The sequence below is a fragment of the Moraxella sp. CTOTU47915 genome, assembly GCF_031986685.1.
GTDB classification, from domain to species: Bacteria; Pseudomonadota; Gammaproteobacteria; order Pseudomonadales; family Moraxellaceae; genus Faucicola; species Faucicola tetraodonis.
In genome coordinates this window covers 167,604-186,917 of record NZ_DAMAAE010000004.1, presented here as the reverse complement: position 1 = coordinate 186,917, position 19,314 = coordinate 167,604, and the positions used below count along the sequence as shown (strand labels likewise).

The following is a 19,314-nucleotide window of genomic DNA, read 5'->3' as shown; positions in this document are numbered from 1 at the left end:
AGAATCTTATGAAACATGCTAATAATAACACCCTTGAACCCACTGCTACCGACACCAACACACAGCAGCCTAGTAAGCTAAAAACCACGATTTTATACAGTGATTTGACGGATGATTCACCTATCACATCTGCCAAATCGCCTGACAATCTGACACCCAGCACTACCACAGAGACCTACCAGATTATTTCGGCGCAGTTTGCTGACCCAGCGGTTGAAATAATAGCGCCTGTCAACTCACCCAATTTGACCGATAAAAACACCAATGAGACAGTAGTGTCAGGCACCTTGCCGCTACAGAAAGCGCCAACAATAAACCCCATGACTGATGACAAGATTTTGCAAAAAAGTCATCAGCTAGCAATCACCCAAGACGATCAGCTTGAAGATGATAAAACAGCTTCAGGTATAGCCGTCGAGCATATGGATGTGGTACTCAAGCAGTGGTATTTTACCGTGCAATGGCAGAAAACGCAGATGCCAAAATCTGGGCTTTATAATAAATTTAAAAAACGCACGCAAGCCATGGATATAGACTTATCCTGCTTGCTTTGTAACCGATATGGCGAGGTAATCGAAACTGTCTGGTTCAAAAATGTCCGTGATAAAGCGCAATCAGTGCGTCATCAAGGCGATGAATTATTGGGCAAAAAGCCATTTAGCGCTATCGATGACCGCAAAGAAGACGCTGACAACAATCAAAGCACCAAGGTCAATGATGCCAACCTCAATCAAGAAAGTATGGTGCTTTTTTTAAGTAAGCTTCCGCCCCAAGTATTTCATGTGGTTATGATTGTGTCATCTTATCACGGCTATGCGCTTAGCAAAGCGAAAGAAGCGTCTTGTCAGCTCAGTGATGATGAAGGTAATGTGATTAGTGAATTAGCTTTTACCAAACTGCCGACTGATACTAAGGCCTTATGGTTTGCCAGTCTTACCCGTTTTGCCGATAGCTGGCGCTATAATACCGAGCATCAACCTTTAGATAATAATAAGATGGCACTAATTGAAAAAGAAGTGAGTGAAAAATTGGTACGTACGGCGAGATGATTGGGGGATGTAGTGTAAACTTATTGTTTCTCAGAGGTAAAATAACGAAGCAATTTTAAAGCCAAAAATTTATACATTTGACGACGTTGCTATAGCGACTGTCAGTGATTGGATATATTCGCCACCGTGATACTGTGGTACACTAGGAAAAAAAAGGGATTGTCTTAATCGATAGGGATACATCGCATCTGCATTATTTTTCTCCTAAATATAGGTATTCCTAGATACATTATTGACTCATTATGCGGTAACCGTATACTTTGCGTTTAAAATGGTCAATCACATTTTATCCCCTAATTAGTAATACTTACTGTGAAATTTCTCACGCTGCTAGATGCATTATCTAGTCTCTCAATTAACATTCATATAAAAGAGGTTCTCTATGGCTAGTGGAAAGTCAAATATTATCTATACTTTAACTGACGAAGCACCGCTACTGGCGACTTATTCACTACTTCCTATTATTGAAACATTTACCAAGCCTGCTGGCGTTGAAATCACTAAAACCGATATTTCCGTTGCCGCGCGTGTATTGGCAGAGTTCTCCGACTACCTGACCCCAGAACAACAAGTGACCGACAATCTTGCTGAGCTTGGTCGGTTGACCCAAGACCCAGACACCAATATTATCAAATTGCCTAATATCAGTGCCTCAGTGGCTCAGCTGCAAGAATGTATTGAAGAGTTACAAGCCAAAGGCTACAACATTCCTAATTACCCAGAAAACCCAACCACAGACGAAGAAAAAGCCATCAAAGCCCGTTATGGTAAATGTTTAGGTTCTGCGGTAAATCCCGTATTACGTGAAGGTAACTCCGATCGCCGTGCCCCCGCTGCCGTAAAAAACTATGCCAAAAAACACCCACATTCAATGGGTGAATGGAAACAATGGTCAAAAACCCACGTCTCTCACATGGAAGAAGGTGACTTTTACCATGGTGAAAAATCAATGACCCTTGATAAAGCGCGTAAAGTCAAAATGGAGCTCATCACCAATAGTGGCAAAGCTTTGGTGTTAAAACCTGAAGTTGCGCTACAAGACGGTGAAGTGATTGACTCAATGTTTATGAGCAAAAAAGCCTTAATCGAGTTTTATGAAAAAGAGCTAGAAGATTGCCGTGAAGGTAAAATCCTGTTTTCTCTACACGTTAAAGCCACGATGATGAAAGTATCGCATCCTATCGTATTTGGTCACTGCGTGAGAGTATATTACAAAGATGCCTTCGAAAAATGGAACAAAACCTTTGACGAACTAGGTATTAATGTTAATAACGGTATGGCAGGACTATACGAAAAAATCGAAACCTTACCGACTACTATCCGTGAAGAAATCGTCCGTGACCTGCATGCCTGTCAAGAACATCGCCCCGCATTGGCGATGGTGGACTCAGCGAAGGGAATCGATAACTTCTATTCGCCAAATGACGTCATTGTAGACGCCTCAATGCCAGCGATGATTCGTAATGGTGGTAAAATGTGGGCAGCCGATGGCAAGCCTTACGACTGTAAAGCAGTGATGCCAGAATCAACCTTTGCCCGTATTTACCAAGAAGTCATCAACTTCTGTAAATGGCACGGCAACTTTGACCCAGCGACCATGGGTACTGTACCAAACGTAGGTTTAATGGCACAAAAAGCGGAAGAATACGGTTCTCACGACAAAACTTTTGAAATCCCAGAGGCAGGCGTTGCCAATATCACTGACATTGAGACAGGCGAAGTATTGATGTCACAAAATGTTGAAGAAGGTGATATTTGGCGTATGTGTCAAGTCAAAGATGCGCCAATTCGTGACTGGGTAAAACTGGCAGTGACGCGTGCACGTAACTCAGGCATGCCAGCTATCTTCTGGCTTGACCCATACCGCCCACATGAAAATGAACTTATCAAAAAAGTGAAAAAATACTTACAAGAGCATGATACCGCAGGTCTAGATATCCAAATCATGTCTCAAGTTCGTGCGATGCGTTATACCCTTGAGCGTGTGGCGCGTGGTTTGGACACCATCTCAGTCACAGGTAACATCTTGCGTGACTACTTAACTGACTTGTTCCCAATCCTAGAATTAGGCACGTCAGCCAAAATGCTATCAATCGTTCCATTGATGGAAGGCGGTGGTCTTTACGAAACAGGGGCAGGTGGTTCAGCCCCAAAACATGTCGAGCAGTTGGTTGAAGAAAACCACTTGCGCTGGGATTCACTCGGCGAGATGCTCGCGCTTGCGGTATCTTTAGAAGACTTAGGGATTAAGGAAAACAACCCACGGATAAAATTACTGGCAAAAACCCTAGACTTGGCAACGGGTAAATTGTTGGATAACGACAAATCACCATCACGCCGTACCGGTGAGCTCGACAACCGTGGTAGCCATTATTATCTAGCCAAATACTGGGCAGAAGAATTGGCGAACCAAGACCAAGATAGCGAGCTTAAAACCAAGTTTGCACCACTTGCTCAAGCGTTGTCAGAAAATGAAGACAAAATCGTGGCTGAATTAAATGATGTTCAAGGTCAAGGTGCAGATATTGGCGGTTACTATCAACCAGACCAACAAAAGCTAAGCCAAGTGATGCGCCCAAGTGCGACATTTAACCAAGCATTGGCTTCATTTGATGCCTAGTTCAATAGTATAAAAAAAGCCGAAGCTGAATGCTTCGGCTTTTTTAGTGTCTGGTTTTTAGTGTCGGTAAATGGTTAAACATAGCTAAGCTAAGAATATAGCTGAGCAAAAACCGTCAATATCATTATTTTTGCTTTTCTTCAACTAGCGCCAATGCAGATTTTAGCTGGTTAGTAATATCATTCTTATCATAATTACGAATATCATGAAAATTTAAATGCAGGTTAAACCCAGGTAAACTGAAGTCCACCCAATCAGTTTGTTGCATAGATTCGCTTTTGGGTTCAAGCAATTCCCACACATTCATGGCATCTTCAAAGCCTTTAAATTTAAATTGCCCCACGGCTTGGCAATGATGGACATGACCAATTAAATTAAACGTACTTTCACTGATCAAAATTTGATTGTTTTGCGCGGCAGATTCAAGGCGAGAGGCAAAATTGGCTTCTTTTCCAACCACGGTATAGGTCATACGATTGCGGCTGCCAAAATTACCGACATAACAATACCCAGTATTGATACCCATACGTACATGCAGCCCTTCAAAACCGAGCAATCGCCATTGGTGGCGCAGCACTTCCATCTCACGGCGCATCTCAATGGCCATACTGGCACAAGCAATCGCGTTATCACGGTCATTACCACCCATATCACCAAAATAGCACAATAACCCATCACCCAAAAACTTATCGAGGGTCGCCCCATATTTTTGGCTCACTTGGGTCATACGGTCAAGATAAGTATTTAAAATATTGGCTAAATGGTCGGGGCTAATATGATCTGACAAATCAGTAAAACCAACAATATCCGAAAACAAAATAGTGAGCTTGCGACGTTGATTAATGACTTCAACCTTGGTGTTATTTTTGACAATGGGCTGCCAAATCTGGGGCGGCAAAAAACGGGTTAATTTATTGGTTACCTTGACTAAGGTATCAATCCGTGCCTGCTGCTGCGCAAGCATTTGATTTTTTTGGCGTAAGCGAACTACCATGGACCAAATATGATAACCAACAATCAAGATATCGGTAAATACAATGGCGAAATTTAAAATGTCTTCTTGCTTGGCCGACAAACTAATGGCAGGTAATAAAAAATGCGCGAATATCAGACTAAGTAGACCTACTGCTACGGTTAATAATACCAACGAAACGGTGTATTTGGTATTGGAAAAAATCAAGCGAATTAAAATCAACAACCATAACGCAAGGCTTGGGATATAGTTAAACTGCAACATACCCGTTGCCAACGCCATCAGGGTTAATACGCTGGCCGAAGTAATATAGTGATGGGGCCGGATAACACTCAAAGCAGTGACAATAACGCCTGCTACCAACAGCAAAATACTGAGCGTATGATAAATAGGCGGCACATCAAGAGAGGTTAAGGTAAGCAATAAAATAAAAAATGCCGCCAGTTCAATGAATTTCGGACTTTTTAGATTGGTCGAAAGACCTTGAATGGATTCACGCAATTTAGTTTGTCTACCTCGTGCCTCGTAGTAAAATTTTTTTTAGACGTTCATTTGCCAATCAAATGGCATATCACGATGACCCCGCAGTGCCATCATCAGTGTCTGCTGCATATGGCTGAGCACTTCAGGGGTATAAGGGATGGCAGGATTACCCCATACCGGATTGGGCCAAGCAATGTCATTTTGGTAGCGCACGATATGATGAAAATGCAATTGCGGCACTTGGTTGCCAAGCGCGGCGATGTTCATTTTGTCGGCTTGAAAAGTTTTGGCAAGCTGACTTGATAGCCAGCTGGATTCACGTAAAAACTGGGCTTGGTCACTGGCGGACAGTTCATATAATTCTTTGATACCGGGTACACGCGGAATTAGAATCAACCAAGGAAATTGACAGTCGTTCATCAAGCGGCAAGTAGATAACGGAAATTCGCCCACCAAAAAAGTATCTTTTGCTAGTTGTGGATGTAAATTAAACATAATAACTCAATGCATTTAAAAGTGTTTTTGGAATTTAAAACTGATAAAATCAAATAATGCGCGTATTTTAGCAGTTATACCTACAAGACGAAATACTTTATTCAGAATAAGCGCATTGCAATTTAGGATTTCTTAAAACATAAATCAAGGCCGTTTATTTAGCCTAACTATGTCTGAGCGTTTTACAAATTTTGGAAAGTTTATGCAGTTGTCAAAGTCTCTTAATCAATATCAGCGTCATGCTGATGCAGCATCTTTATTCCGCCGTTGTTTTATGATGGCATTGTTTGCTTTACTCGTGGTTATCACCAGTGTCAAACCCACCGCTGCATGGGCGGCTGATAGCAGCAAATCAGCCAGTAGCGCCAGCGGCACAGCCACCCCACAAGACACCTTTGGGCGTGACACCCCGCGCGGTAGCGTGCAAGGCTTTATTCAAGCCTTGGCAAAAAGTGATTGGATGCTCGCCAGCCGTTATGTGGATTTAAGTTCTAACAAAGACCCCAGTGGCACGCTCGAATCTTTAAAATCAGCACTCGATAGCGGCGGACGCATCAACGAGCAGCTACAAATTAGCAATGACCCTACCGGCAATCTCGATGACAAACTAGCGCCCAATCTCGATAAGGTAGGGGAAATCAACAATCCCGACGCTGACAAAAAGAGTATTGATATCTTAATGCAGCGTGTCAAACAATCTAACGGCACCTATATTTGGCTGATTTCACGACAAACCTTGCAAGAAGTGGCGTCGTTATCACTCGTTACCCAGCCGACACTGGTAGAAAAGTACATTCCCAAACAATGGATTGAGAAAGATATTAAAGGCTATAGTCTTGGGCATATTGCGGCAGTGATTGCGCTCATGATAGCGACTTATCTCGCCTGTCTATTGATTAGCCAAATCTTATATATGATTATCACGCGAATTTATCTAGCGACCCACCCAGATAAAGAAAAGCAATTTCCGATTGATGGGCGCGTGGTCGTACCTGCCGCAATGGTGCTGACGGCGCTGATTATCAAAGAAGCGATGATTTTGGTGGGTATTAATTTGGTTGTGCGTAATATGGCGTCCAACCTTGCCGATATTTTATCTTGGGTATCCATGGTATGGTTGATTTTACGAATTTTGGATTTGATTTTTAAACGTGCAGAAAACTATGCGAGTAATAACCATCATCCAGAGCGGCTATCTGTCCTAAATCTGCTGCGAAAAGTGGTAAAATTGATTTTGATTGCGATTGCGACCATTGTGATTTTGGGTAATCTAGGTTACGACTTAACCACAGGTATTGCCGCATTGGGGATTGGTGGTGTGGCGTTGGCCTTGGGTGCACAAAAAACGGTTGAAAATTTAGTCGGCAGTGTATCGGTCGTTGCTGACCAGCCTGTGAATGTGGGCGACTACTGCCGCTTTGGCACGCAAGAAGGTACGGTTGAAGACATTGGTATCCGCTCCACCCGTCTGCGCACCACGGATCGCACGGTGGTAACGATTCCCAATGGTAACTTCTCATCGATGAGTATTGAAAATGTCTCGCAGCGCGACATGTTTCATTTTTCGCAAGTGTTCTATATCTCGCGCGATAGCGACATCGATAAATTACGTGAATTTATGGAGCAAACACAAATTTATATCACCAATCATCCGGACACTAACAGTGTGTGGAATCAAGTGCGTATCTCTGGTACTCAGCAAGACGCGTATCTCATTGAAGTACGATGCTATCTTAATGTGAAAGGCGCGATGGATTTTAATCAAAAACAAACCGATATGATTTTAAAAATCGCGGAGATGATGAAAGAGGTGGGACTCAAAAATGCGTTACCGACCAGCCGTGTGATGATGGGCAAACCGATTGATATTACCTATTCAAATTTTGCTAATACTGTACCCGTCAAAGATAAAGTAGCGGCGTCAGAAAAACTGGCACAATCGGATAAGCCTGATACCCAGCCTTAGTGACTCATAGTTTTGGCATTGGCTTTTGAATTTGAATTGGGCAGGGTGGTGGCAGGTGTGGCATCACCCAAGTCAACATAGACAGGAATCGGACTGTCGTATGTTTGCGGCAAAGAAGCACACGAGGTAAGGTTCATCACTAAAATGGCATAAACAATTAATGGGTTTTTCAAGTTCAAACATCCTATGTAATAAAAATCCATGCAATGAAAATTTCTAGGCTTTTAATCATAAAAGCCTAGATGTTACATCGAAATAATTTAAGTAATCAATTTAATGGGTTATGCCATTTTTATTTGTATTTACAAAAGATAAATCACTGAATAAAAAACTAGGGATAATCCATCAGTATTATCCCTAAATACTCTCTTATAAAGTACAAGCACCGCCAGCACAGCCATTTTCAAGGTCGTCTTGGGCATCATTTGCACCGTCACGGGTGTTATGATAGTACAGCGTCTTAACGCCCAATTTATACGCCATCAACAAGTCTTGAATCATCACCTTCATCGGTACACGGCTATCTTCAAACTTGGTTGGGTCGTAGTTGGTATTCGCTGAGATACTTTGATCAATGAATTTTTGCATAATCGCCACAAGACTCAAATAACCCTTGTTATTTGGCATTTGCCATAATAGCTCGTATTGATCTTTGAGCTTATCAATCTCAGGCACCACTTGTTTTAAAATACCGTCTTTTGACGCTTTCACAGATACCAGACCACGAGGTGGCTCAATGCCATTAGTTGCGTTAGCAATTTGACTAGAGGTTTCTGATGGCATCAAGGCGGTCAAGGTTGAGTTGCGAAGTCCGTGGGTTTTGATATCGTGACGCAGTGCTTCCCAGTCGAGTTGTAGCGGCTCATTACAAATCGCGTCAATATCTGCTTTATACGTATCAATCGGTAAAATACCTTGTGAATACGTGGTATCGCCAAATGCAGGACACGCGCCTTGCTCTTTAGCCAGTTTATTTGACGCCACCAACAGATAATACTGTAAGGCTTCAAAAGTGCGATGGGTTAAACCGAGCGCCGTAGGATCTGAATATTTGGTACCATTTTTGGCAAGATAATAGGCGTAGTTGATGACACCAATACCCAGCGTGCGACGTTTCATAGAGCCATTTTTAGCAGCGATGACCGGGTAGTCTTGGTAGTCAAGCAAGGCATCTAGCGCGCGTACGATGAGTTCCGCTGGCTCTTTGATGTCTTCTAATTGGTTGATTTCACCCAAGTTAATGCCTGATAACGTACAAAGGGCGATTTCACCGCTTTCATCATTGATGTTGTCAAGGGGTTGGGTCGGTAGCGCGATTTCCATACACAGATTCGATTGGCGAATTGGCGCGACAGTTGGGTCAAACGGACTGTGGGTGTTGCAATGGTCCACGTTTTGCACATAGATACGACCCGTGCTGGCACGCTCTTGCATCATCAAGCTAAACAACTCTTGCGCGGGCACACTGCGTTTGCGAATGGATTCATCTTGCTCATATTGCTCATACAAACGCTCAAACTCGGCTTGATCGGCAAAAAAAGCATCATATAAACCTGGCACATCCGATGGTGAAAACAGGGTCACGTTTTGATTTTTAATCAAACGTTGATAGATGGTTTTATTGATTTGCACGCCGTAATCCATGTGGCGAACACGGTTGTCTTCCACGCCGCGGTTGTTTTTGAGCACTAGCAGATTTTCCACTTCCAAATGCCAAATCGGGTAGAACAAGGTCGCTGCACCACCGCGCACGCCACCTTGTGAGCAGCATTTGACCGCAGTTTGGAATAGTTTGTAAAAAGGAATACAGCCAGTGTGCTGCGCTTCACCGCCACGAATTGGGCTACCTAATGCGCGAATACGACCCGCATTGACACCAATACCGGCACGCTGTGACACATACCGCACGATGGCACTGGTGGTGGCATTGATACTGTCTAAGCTATCATCACATTCAATGAGTACACATGAGCTGAATTGACGCGATGGGGTACGCACGCCCGACATGATTGGCGTTGGCAGTGAGATTTTGAAAGTAGAAGTCGTGTCATAAAAGCGCTTGATATAATCTAATCGCGCCGCCTTATCATATTGCTTGTCGTAACTGGCAAACAGACACATGCCGACGAGCATATACAAAAATTGTGGGCTTTCAAAGACTTGTTTGGTCACGCGGTCTTGCACCAAATATTTGCCTTCCATTTGTTTTACGGCGGCATACGCAAAGCTTAAATCACGGTTGTGGTCAATATAGTCATTGAGTATATCAAATTCTTCTTTGCTAAAGTCTTGCAAAATATGGGCATCGTAACGACCTTCTTGGGTCAGTTTGGTGACATGGTCAAATAAATGCGGCGGTTCAAACTGACCAAACGCGATTTTGCGTAAATGAAAAATTGCCAATCGCGCAGCTAAATACTGATAATCAGGCGTTGTTGCAGAAATCAAATCCGCGGCTGATTTAATGATGGTTTCATGGATGCTTTTGGTAGTGATTTTGTCATAAAACTGGATATGTGAGCTGATTTCTACTTGTGAGACAGACACATTATCAAGCCCTTCTGCTGCCCACTCGATGACTCGGTGAATCTTATCCAAATCAATTTTTTCCAAACGCCCGTCGCGTTTTTGTACGAGGATGTCTTCAGTACGAGTCATAATACGTTCCTTTTTTTACCTGTTTATCAACGTCATATCTGTATGTATTAAAAAGGCGCTGAGTGAGAGGGGGTGAGATAAAAATGCAAAGTAAAACAGCTAACCGAAAGTATAGTGAGTGTGTGGGCCGCTTTTAACGACCGCTTTTGAGCCAAAGCCACATCACTTATGTAGCATTGCAAAGTCATTGCCGTATTATTGCAAGGTTTTGCAAAAAACTACTATATCTAGGGGTTGTTTTATTATTTCGCACAATATAGCGTAAAAAAAATTGTAATTCTAGCTTGTATTTTTTTCAATTTTTTGCCTATTTTTCTGCAAAAATCCTAGACGCTTGATTTTATTAGCAGTTCATCAAGTCAAGCAAAAAGATAAAAAATTTGTAATTATTAAAATCAGATGGGTTCATGAACGCGTAGTCATTGTCATAAAAATTTGCAAAATTTATGCTATAGTCAAACTTATAGTCAAACCATCAAAACGATTTTGCAATCGTGGTTTTTATGAAATTGATCCACAAAAACAAAAGGACGGACAATGACAACCTTTAGTAATTTTACCTATGAGGAATTAACTATCGGGCAAACTGCCAGCATGACCCGCCAAGTGACCGCAGATGATGTCAAAGCATTTGCGCTTGTTACCCATGACTACAACCCTGCGCATCTCGATAATGAGTATGCAGAGCAAAGCCAGTTTAAAGGCGTGATTGCGCATGGTATGTGGACAGCCGGTCTATTATCAGCCTTGATTGGCACCAAATTTCCAGGCTTGGGGACAATTTATCTGAACCAAAGTTTGTCGTTCCGTCGTCCTGTACATATCGATGATACCTTAACCGCGACCTTGACGGTGAAAAGTAAAGACGATAGCAAAAAATGGGTGGTGTTAGATTGCCAAGTGACCAATCAAGACGGTAAAGCGGTAGTGACAGGCGAAGCACAAGTAATTCCCCCCACTGAAAAAACCAGCCGTGAAGCGGTCAAATTAGACGATTTTACCCTACGTCAAACTTTTTCAGAATAATCAGTCGGTATAAAATAGACAGCATTGAAGTGTTGCACTTATTGACGACAATTATTTGCTACAATAAAGCCAAGAAATTCTTTGGCTTTTTTATAATTTTTTGATAGCAGATAACCCATGAAAACATTAACGCCCCAACAACAACAAATTTTAGCCAATGTCAAAATGCCGGACGATTGGAAGCACGCCTTGGCGACAGAGCTAACGAGCAGCAATATGGATAAGATTCGCCAATTTTTGCGAGATCAATATCATGCGCAAAAAGTGATTTATCCCTCGGGTAGTCAGATGTTCAATGCGTTTAATTTGACGCCTTTGTCGCAGGTTAAAGTAGTGATTTTGGGTCAAGACCCGTACCATGGCGCGGGACAAGCGATGGGGTTATCTTTTTCTGTGCCCAAAGCCATCCCCAAACCCCCGAGTCTACAAAATATTTTACGAGAGCTCGCCGCCGATTTGGGTATCGCCCCGTCAAAACATGGCGATTTGACCCATTGGGCAACCCAAGGGGTGCTGCTACTCAACAGTATGCTATCTGTAGAAGCAGGGCAGGCAGGCAGCCATCAACGTATTGGCTGGGAAACATTCACTGATGCAGTGATTGAGGCTGTCAATCAGCACTGTGAGCACTGTGTCTTTATCCTATGGGGCAGTTACGCGCAGAAAAAAGGCCGTTTTATCGATACCTCTAAGCATTTAATCATTACAGGCACGCATCCGTCACCGCTTGGTGCCAATCGGGGTGGTTTTTTTGGTACCCGTCCTTTTTCCAAAGCCAATGATTATCTGATAGCGCACGGCAAAAGCCCAATAGATTGGCAGTTGCCACAGTAGTTTGGGTGGTATCATAAATGAATGCAAGTGAACATAACTGTTGTGAAAGCAGCTTTTATGAAAAAGAATTTTGTGACACAGGCTTTTATGACAGCGATGACGCCTTTATGCAAGCGGCGCTTGACGTTGCAGCCGAGGGCGGAGAGAGGGGCGAAGTGCCAGTGGGTGCGGTGATTGTGCATCAAGGCACCATCATCGCCAAAGGCTACAATCAACCGATTTTAAGTCATGATGCCACGGCCCACGCCGAAATAGTGGCAATAAGGCAGGCATGTCAATATTTTGACAATTACCGTCTGCCAGCGGATTGTGAACTGTTTGTCACGCTTGAGCCTTGCACCATGTGTCTAGGAGCGATTATTCACGCCAGAGTGTCGCGCTTGGTGTTTGCAGCGACAGAGCCGAAAGCAGGCATGATTGTCAGCCAACAGGATTTTAGCCAAGTGGCGTTTTATAATCATTTTTTGACCGTAAAACAAGGCGTGATGGCAGAGCAAAGTCGCGCGTTGTTGCAGGATTTTTTTCGCCATCGCCGTGAGCAAAAAAAACAAATGCGCGAGCAGTTAAGGGCAAACCAATAACCAATAACCAATAACCAATAAGTCTCTCAAAACTATTCTTTAAAATCAAAACTATTCTTTAAAATAAAAAACATTGCATAAAAAAAGGCAACCCATCGGCTGCCTTGTTTGACGCAAAAAACAGTTAGATTTTTAGACTAAAGTATTTTAGAGAATGTCATGACGCTTTTGGCGTTAAACAGTTACGCTGCATCAAAAAGCCTTGCCAGCCAAAAAAGCTAAAGTTACGGATATTGGCATGGTTTGTACCTTTTGGCTCTGCTTTAACACTGTCATAGTGCTCAGCAAACAGTTTTAGCGTATCTTGTTGGGTCAAATGGTTGAGTAGCGCAAAGCCGAATACTTTCGCACTGCCTTCATTTTCGCCAGCCGCATTATGTACTTCGCCATTGACAAACTCAGTTGGGCGATAGTCATAGTAACTATCGATAATAGCCAGTACGGAAGCAAAATCTAGCGATTTGTTTTCTAATTTAGCTAATAGTTTTGATAGTTCTAGCTTATCAATAGCGCTCATAGTTACTCCAAAAGTCAAAATAGCAACCGTCATTAACGATTAAAATAATCGTCCTCAAACGGATCAAAAGCTGGGTTAAAATTACTGTTGGTCTGACCAAAACCGCGGTTTTCCACACGGTTTTCTAAATGACCCATTTGCTGACCGCTGTTGCGCGGTTGAGAGGGTTTGCTGCGCCCTTGGGGAAAGGCCTCATGACTGGCTGCCCCAAAACCACTGCGGTCTTGACCCATTCTATCATGGGCGGCAAAATCGACTGGGTGATTATCATAACCCATGCGTTCATGCCCAGTCCGTTCATGCAGAATTCTTTGATAAATCTCTTCACGGTGTACGGCAATGTCTTTTGGCGCATTGACGCCCAGTCTGACTTGGTTACCTTTTACACCCAGTACGGTGACACTCACTTCGTCACCTATCATTAACGTTTCGCCAACACGGCGAGTCAAAATTAACATGCGTCACACTCCTTATGTCGCAACAAGTACCATCAATGTCCTATGATGATTCAACGATAAATTAGCTAAATTCGTCAAATATATTATCATGTATCATTGCCCAATGATACGTTAAAGACAGACTGCAAGGGCATAATTTAAGCGAACTCATCATGCTTGGCGGCTATTTGCCAACAGTCAAAATAGGCATTGAGGGGTCAGTTGCGTTTGTGCCCAATAAACGAGATGCCATTATAAACGAAATGCTGAAGTAAAAAAAAGGTTAACACCCGCAAAACGCGGATATTAACCTTGTTTTTGTGGAGAATTACAAATTTCTTATAATCCAGCAACCTTGCTTTCACCGTCTTCACGGTCAAGACCAAAAGCAGTATGTAACGCTTTAACCGCTTTTTCCAGTTGTTCTTCTTGAATCAGTACCGAGATTTTGATTTCGCTGGTAGAAATCATTTGGATATTGATGTTATTTTCTGCGAGGGTTTCAAACATTTTGCTTGCCACGCCTGCATGTGAACGCATTCCAACACCCACCAGTGATACTTTAACCACTTTGTTATTGCTCACGATTTCTTTGCCACCAATCTCAGCAAGATTGTCACCCAAAATCGCTAGGGTTTTATCAAAATCACCACGGTTAACGGTAAAGGTAAAGTCGGTCAATCCGTTTTCTGCGATGTTTTGGATAATCATATCGATTTCGATATTGGCAGCACTGATTGGGCTTAAAATCGATGATGCAATACCAGGACGATCAGGCACTGCTAAAATAGATACTTTAGCTTCGTCACGGTTAAAGGCGATGCCCGAAATAATTGGTTGTTCCATGCTGTCTCCCTCATCGGTGGTAATTAATGTACCTACATTCTTTTTAAAATCATCATCGAATTGACCATCGGCGTTTTCATCAAAACTGGATAAAACACGCAGTGGTACTTGGTATTTTCCGGCAAATTCAACCGAGCGAATTTGCAACACTTTTGAGCCAAGGCTTGCCATTTCTAGCATTTCTTCAAAGGTGATTTTGGATAATTTTTTGGCTTTTGGTGTCACACGTGGGTCCGTAGTGTACACGCCGTCGACATCGGTATAGATTTGACATTCATCGGCAGATAGGGCAGCAGCTAGTGCAACGCCTGTGGTATCTGAGCCACCACGACCTAAGGTGTTGATGTCACCTTTTTCATCCACCCCTTGGAAACCCGCCACCACAACGACCATGCCAGCATCGAGTGCGGCGCGAAGCTGACTATCATCGATATGTTGAATACGGGCTTTGGTATGACTGTCATCGGTACGAATCGCCACTTGTCCACCCGTCATTGACTTGGCGCTCACACCGATTTCATTTAATGCCATAGCAAGTAAAGAAATCGAAACTTGCTCGCCGGTTGACACCATTTGGTCGTATTCACGAGCGTTCGGTTCTTTACTGATTTGACGTGCCAAATCAATCAAGCGATTGGTCTCGCCACTCATGGCAGAGACGACAACCACCACTTGATGACCATTGTCATGCCAACGTTTGACGCGCTGTGCCACATTTTTGATACGTTCGACACTACCCATCGACGTACCACCGTATTTTTGTACGATTAAAGCCATTGTCAATACACCCTATAATATCGCGCACATTGTTTGCCATCGCTATCCAAGACTTGCCATACCAAGTCCTAATGGATTGCTTAGCAGATTGTTTACAATGTCACGAAACGTAAATTAAACGGTACTTTATACCATATTTCCCAATTTTGGGGCAAGGCAAAATTGCCAAAAACCCCCAAATGACTGGCTGAAAATTGGATGGGTATTATGAACCAAAAGTTATCAGTTTAGGCAATCGGTTGTAGAGGTAGGGTTATAGCGCGTTGCAGGGCAGGACGGTCATGCAGGTTTTTTGCCCAGCGTTGCAGGTGGGTGTAGTTTTGTACTTGTAAAAACTCAGCAGCGTTATACAATTTGTCCAGTGCCAACTGACCATACCATGCCCAAATCGCGATATCCGCGATACTGTAGTCATTACCTACCATAAACGTGTGAGTCGCTAAATGTTGGTCGAGTAAATCCAATTGGCGTTTGGTTTCCATGGTAAAGCGATTGATGGCATATTCAAACTTCTCTGGCGCATACGCATAAAAATGCCCAAAGCCGCCACCGACATACGGCGCAGCGCCCATTTGCCAAAACAACCATGACAAACATTCGGCACGTTTGGCGGCGTCTGCTGGGATAAACTGCCCAAACTTTTCGGCAAGATATAGCAAAATAGCCCCTGATTCAAACAGTTTAATCGGTGGATTAACGCTGTTATCCACCAGTGCAGGGATTTTAGAATTGGGATTGATGGCAACAAAATCTGAGCCAAATTGGTCGCCATTCATGATGTCGATTTTGTAGGCGTCATACTGTGCGCCTTCAATACCGAGCTCTGCCAATTCTTCAAGTAACAAATTGATTTTGATACCGTTTGGGGTGTTAAGGCTGTAAAGCTGCAAAGGATTTTTACCAATCGGTAAGTGTTGCTCATGGGTCGCTCCTGCGGTAGGGCGGTTAGTACTGGCAAATTTGCCACCGTTTTGGCTATCATTTGTCCAAATTTTTGGGGGCTGGTAATGATTGTCCATGATTTTTCCTTGTAGATTATGAGCGTTTTAAAGCGCTAGGCGTGATTTAAAGCTTCGTTGGTTGATAAGATGCTAGATGTGATTATAGAGAAGATTATACACAATGTGCTTTAGGCTTTATGATACCGAATGTTTGGCTAAAGTAAATGGCGCTTTGATTAAGCCTGATTAAACGCATGCCTTATATAGCCACATAAATATAGCCGCATAAAAAATAACCCATAAAAAAAGCCGAATAAGTCATCCAGCGTTTTTTTTAGGTGTAGTTTTATTTAGGAAAGTCGCTCAGCCAACCAATTTGGTAGCGCTGCTAATACGGTTGGCAAGCCTGCCACGTCAGTTGCGCCGCCTTGGGCAAAGTCAGGTTTACCGCCCCCTTTACCACCCAATTGCTCGCTTAAGTGTTTGATGATATCGCCGGCTTTGATTTTGCTGGTTAATTCTTTGCCGACACTGGCAGTCAGCGCAATTTTATCGTCAGCCACGCCCGCGAGCACCACGATGCCATCATGCAATTTTGACTTCATGTCATCGGCAATCGTGCGTAATGCTTTACCATCCATGCCTGGTAAGCTTGCAATCAGCACTTTTTGTCCATTGATATCTTGCACGTTGTTGATTAAGTCTTTGGCTTGGCTGCTGGCCAATTTTTGCTGCAAACGCTCAAGCTGTTTTTCAAAGTCGCGTGTTTTGTCGGTCATTTGATTGACACGGTCGGCGATTTCGTCGCGCTTCGCTTTAAGCTGACTGGCAAGTTGATTGAGCTGCTTTTCACCTTGCTGCACATATTTGACTGCGCCCATGCCTGTCACTGCTTCGATACGGCGAATGCCTGCCGCGATACCTTGCTCACTGACGATTTTGAATAAGCCGATATCACCCGTACGTTGTACATGCAGACCACCACATAGTTCGATGGAGAAAGGCTTGCCGTCTTTATCTACCGTACCCATCGACAATACGCGAACCGTGTCACCATATTTTTCACCAAACAGTGCCATCGCGCCTTTGTCTTGTGCTTGCGTCATGCTGAGCATTTCTACAGTGGCAGGTTGGTTGGCAAGGATTTGTTGGTTAACGATGTTTTCAATGGTGATGATGTCTTGCTCAGTCAAGGCTTTGTCATACGAGAAGTCAAAACGCAACACCTCACTATTGACCAATGACCCTTTTTGGGTGACGCCTGTGCCAAGATGCTCACGAAGGGCGGCGTGCAGTAGGTGAGTGGCGGAGTGGTTTTTGGCACTCATGGCGCGTACTTGGCTTGCGACGCGTGCTTCGCTTGACTGACCCTGGCGGATACTGCCCATTTTGACTACGCCATGATGGATGATGGCTTGACCAGATTTTTTGGTGTCTTGGACTTCAAATACGCCGGTCTCGGTTTGGATATCACCTAATTCACCGGCTTGACCACCGCCTTCAGCATAAAAAGGCGTTGCCGATAATACGATGACGCCTTCATCGCCCTCCTGCAATTGCTCAGCCGATTTGCCCTCAAGGTATAAATGGGTGATAGTGCTGCTGTGCTCTGCTTTGTCATACCCCAAAAATTCAGTGGCACTGTCAACTTGAATCAATTGGTTATAATCAACGCCAAATTTACCTGCTTCACGGGCGCGGGCGCGTTGCTGCGCCATGCCTTGTTCAAAACCGGCTTCATCAATGCTGATGTCGCGTTCGCGCACGATGTCGGCTGTCAAATCGGCAGGGAAACCGTAAGTGTCATACAGTTTAAACACGGTTGCACCCGACAACGTATCGCCAGATTTTAAGCTATCTAATTCTTGGGATAGTAGTTTGAGACCTTGCGATAAGGTTTTGGCAAATTGCTCTTCTTCTTTTAAGATGGCTTGCTCAATGTTGGCTTGCTGTTGCCGAAGCTGTGGGTAGGCGTCGCCCATGATTTGGGTAAGTGGCGCGACGAGCTTATAAAAGAAGTTGTCATTAGCGCCTAATTTGTTGCCATGACGAACCGCGCGGCGGATGATACGACGCAGCACATAACCACGGCCTTCATTGCTTGGCAATACGCCGTCTGCAATTAAAAAGGAAACGGAGCGGATATGGTCGGCAAGCACTTTGAGTGATGGCTCAGACTGTAAATCGATATCGTTTGGCAAGCCAATCACTTGCGCCGCGTGCTGCATGAGATGGGTAAATATATCGATTTCATAGTTGCTATGCACGCCTTGCATGATGGCACTAATACGCTCAAGCCCCATTCCCGTATCGACACTTGGCGCAGGCAGTTTTTCAAGTGTACCGTCTTTTTGGCGGTTAAACTGCATAAAGACGTTGTTCCAAATCTCGACAAAACGGTCGCCGTCTTCTTCAGGTGTACCTGGCAGACCGCCCCAAATATGCTCGCCGTGGTCATAAAATACTTCGGTACAAGGACCACAAGGACCTGTATCACCCATTGCCCAAAAGTTATCCGATTGGTATTGACCCCCTTTATTATCACCAATGCGGATGATGCGTTCGGCAGGCAAGCCCACTACGTTATGCCAAATATCAAAGGCTTCATCATCGGTGTGATACACCGTCACATAAAGTTTATCTTTGGGTAATCCAAGCCACTCATCCGATGTCAAAAACTCCCAACAAAATGGGATGGCTTGTTGTTTAAAATAATCGCCAAACGAAAAGTTGCCGAGCATCTCAAAAAACGTATGGTGACGCGCGGTATAGCCGACATTGTCAAGGTCATTGTGTTTACCGCCTGCGCGCACACATTTTTGCGACGATACTGCACGTTTATAATCGCGTTTGTCTATCCCTAAGAACACATCTTTAAATTGGTTCATACCGGCATTGGTGAATAGCAGGGTAGGGTCATTATGTGGGACTAGGCTCGATGATGCCACTGGGGTATGACCATTTTCGGCAAAATAATTGATAAAAGCTTGACGTATATCGGCTGAAAAAAACGGACGGCTCACAGCGGCTCCTTAAGATATTTCAAAATTAAATTTGGCATATATTATCAAAAAAATGTAAACATTGTATTTTAGCAGAATTCATTCGATG

General features: G+C 43.6%; 14 protein-coding genes and 1 pseudogene. 6 read left to right on the top strand and 9 right to left on the bottom strand.

All coding sequences use genetic code 11. The annotated features are described in order from the left end of the window. Positions 1-8: 8 nt before the first annotated feature. Positions 9-1,049, top strand: coding sequence for a TerD family protein (locus RTL34_RS05185; RefSeq protein WP_312115143.1), 1,041 nt, complete (start codon positions 9-11; stop codon positions 1,047-1,049). Positions 1,050-1,431: 382 nt separating this feature from the next. Continuing rightward, positions 1,432-3,669, top strand: a complete 2,238-nt coding sequence (locus tag RTL34_RS05180; protein ID WP_312115141.1) for an NADP-dependent isocitrate dehydrogenase — start codon at positions 1,432-1,434, stop codon at positions 3,667-3,669. A gap of 124 nt (positions 3,670-3,793) precedes the next feature. Here the strand turns inward: RTL34_RS05180 and RTL34_RS05175 are convergent, their stop codons facing one another. Together RTL34_RS05175 and RTL34_RS05170 are read right to left on the bottom strand one after the other, a co-directional pair. Continuing rightward, positions 3,794-5,143, bottom strand: a complete 1,350-nt coding sequence (locus RTL34_RS05175; RefSeq protein WP_312115138.1) for an adenylate/guanylate cyclase domain-containing protein — start codon at positions 5,141-5,143, stop codon at positions 3,794-3,796. A 39-nt stretch (positions 5,144-5,182) separates the two neighbouring features. Next, positions 5,183-5,620, bottom strand: a complete 438-nt coding sequence (locus tag RTL34_RS05170) for an HIT domain-containing protein (RefSeq protein ID WP_036601311.1) — start codon at positions 5,618-5,620, stop codon at positions 5,183-5,185. A 202-nt stretch (positions 5,621-5,822) separates the two neighbouring features. On the opposite strand from RTL34_RS05170, the gene RTL34_RS05165 reads away from it, so the two are divergent. Further along, positions 5,823-7,586, top strand: coding sequence for a mechanosensitive ion channel family protein (locus RTL34_RS05165; protein ID WP_312115131.1), 1,764 nt, complete (start codon positions 5,823-5,825; stop codon positions 7,584-7,586). Here the strand turns inward: RTL34_RS05165 and RTL34_RS05160 are convergent. After that, positions 7,583-7,759, bottom strand: coding sequence for a hypothetical protein (locus tag RTL34_RS05160; protein WP_180949365.1), 177 nt, complete (start codon positions 7,757-7,759; stop codon positions 7,583-7,585). The genes RTL34_RS05165 and RTL34_RS05160 overlap by 4 nt on opposite strands. Positions 7,760-7,955: 196 nt before the next feature. Further along, entirely contained in the window at positions 7,956-10,244 is a 2,289-nt protein-coding gene (gene nrdA, locus RTL34_RS05155) for a class 1a ribonucleoside-diphosphate reductase subunit alpha (protein ID WP_312115128.1), read from the bottom strand. Between the two features lie 537 nt (positions 10,245-10,781). Here nrdA and RTL34_RS05150 point away from each other — a divergent pair. The 3 genes from RTL34_RS05150 (at position 10,782) to tadA (ending at position 12,685) form a co-directional block, all read left to right on the top strand. Then, positions 10,782-11,270, top strand: coding sequence for a MaoC/PaaZ C-terminal domain-containing protein (locus RTL34_RS05150; RefSeq protein ID WP_312115126.1), 489 nt, complete (start codon positions 10,782-10,784; stop codon positions 11,268-11,270). Between the two features lie 117 nt (positions 11,271-11,387). Beyond that, entirely contained in the window at positions 11,388-12,104 is a 717-nt protein-coding gene (ung, locus tag RTL34_RS05145; protein WP_065252852.1) for a uracil-DNA glycosylase, read from the top strand. 17 nt (positions 12,105-12,121) lie between these two features. After that, complete coding sequence (gene tadA, locus RTL34_RS05140; RefSeq protein ID WP_198510925.1) at positions 12,122-12,685, top strand: tRNA adenosine(34) deaminase TadA; 564 nt, start codon at positions 12,122-12,124, stop codon at positions 12,683-12,685. Positions 12,686-12,842: 157 nt separating this feature from the next. Here tadA and RTL34_RS05135 read toward each other — a convergent pair whose 3' ends face one another. The 5 genes and pseudogenes from RTL34_RS05135 to alaS form a co-directional block, all read right to left on the bottom strand. Further along, positions 12,843-13,202: a HopJ type III effector protein gene (locus RTL34_RS05135; RefSeq protein WP_312115122.1), complete on the bottom strand. Its 360-nt coding sequence runs from the start codon at positions 13,200-13,202 to the stop codon at positions 12,843-12,845. 275 nt (positions 13,203-13,477) lie between these two features. Next, positions 13,478-13,660, bottom strand: a pseudogene (gene csrA / locus RTL34_RS05130) (carbon storage regulator CsrA); the annotation flags it as partial. Positions 13,661-13,978: 318 nt separating this feature from the next. Further along, positions 13,979-15,262: an aspartate kinase gene (locus tag RTL34_RS05125; protein ID WP_159770956.1), complete on the bottom strand. Its 1,284-nt coding sequence runs from the start codon at positions 15,260-15,262 to the stop codon at positions 13,979-13,981. A 227-nt stretch (positions 15,263-15,489) separates the two neighbouring features. Then, positions 15,490-16,281 carry a glutathione-dependent disulfide-bond oxidoreductase gene (gene yghU, locus RTL34_RS05120; RefSeq protein ID WP_312115117.1) on the bottom strand — a complete coding sequence of 264 codons (792 nt, stop codon included), beginning with the start codon at positions 16,279-16,281 and terminating at the stop codon, positions 15,490-15,492. Positions 16,282-16,553: 272 nt separating this feature from the next. Next, positions 16,554-19,226, bottom strand: coding sequence for an alanine--tRNA ligase (gene alaS, locus RTL34_RS05115; protein WP_312115115.1), 2,673 nt, complete (start codon positions 19,224-19,226; stop codon positions 16,554-16,556). Between the last annotated feature and the right edge of the window lie 88 nt (positions 19,227-19,314).

Bases quoted from the DNA above. Each gene is read 5' to 3' on its own strand.
- RTL34_RS05185 (WP_312115143.1), top strand. From the start codon at position 9: ATGAAACATGCTAATAATAACACCCTTGAACCCACTGCTACCGACACC.
- RTL34_RS05180 (WP_312115141.1), top strand. From the start codon at position 1,432: ATGGCTAGTGGAAAGTCAAATATTATCTATACTTTAACTGACGAAGCA.
- RTL34_RS05170 (WP_036601311.1), bottom strand. From the start codon at position 5,620: ATGTTTAATTTACATCCACAACTAGCAAAAGATACTTTTTTGGTGGGC.
- RTL34_RS05165 (WP_312115131.1), top strand. From the start codon at position 5,823: ATGCAGTTGTCAAAGTCTCTTAATCAATATCAGCGTCATGCTGATGCA.
- nrdA (WP_312115128.1), bottom strand. From the start codon at position 10,244: ATGACTCGTACTGAAGACATCCTCGTACAAAAACGCGACGGGCGTTTG.
- RTL34_RS05150 (WP_312115126.1), top strand. From the start codon at position 10,782: ATGACAACCTTTAGTAATTTTACCTATGAGGAATTAACTATCGGGCAA.
- ung (WP_065252852.1), top strand. From the start codon at position 11,388: ATGAAAACATTAACGCCCCAACAACAACAAATTTTAGCCAATGTCAAA.
- tadA (WP_198510925.1), top strand. From the start codon at position 12,122: ATGAATGCAAGTGAACATAACTGTTGTGAAAGCAGCTTTTATGAAAAA.
- RTL34_RS05135 (WP_312115122.1), bottom strand. From the start codon at position 13,202: ATGAGCGCTATTGATAAGCTAGAACTATCAAAACTATTAGCTAAATTA.
- RTL34_RS05125 (WP_159770956.1), bottom strand. From the start codon at position 15,262: ATGGCTTTAATCGTACAAAAATACGGTGGTACGTCGATGGGTAGTGTC.
- yghU (WP_312115117.1), bottom strand. From the start codon at position 16,281: ATGGACAATCATTACCAGCCCCCAAAAATTTGGACAAATGATAGCCAA.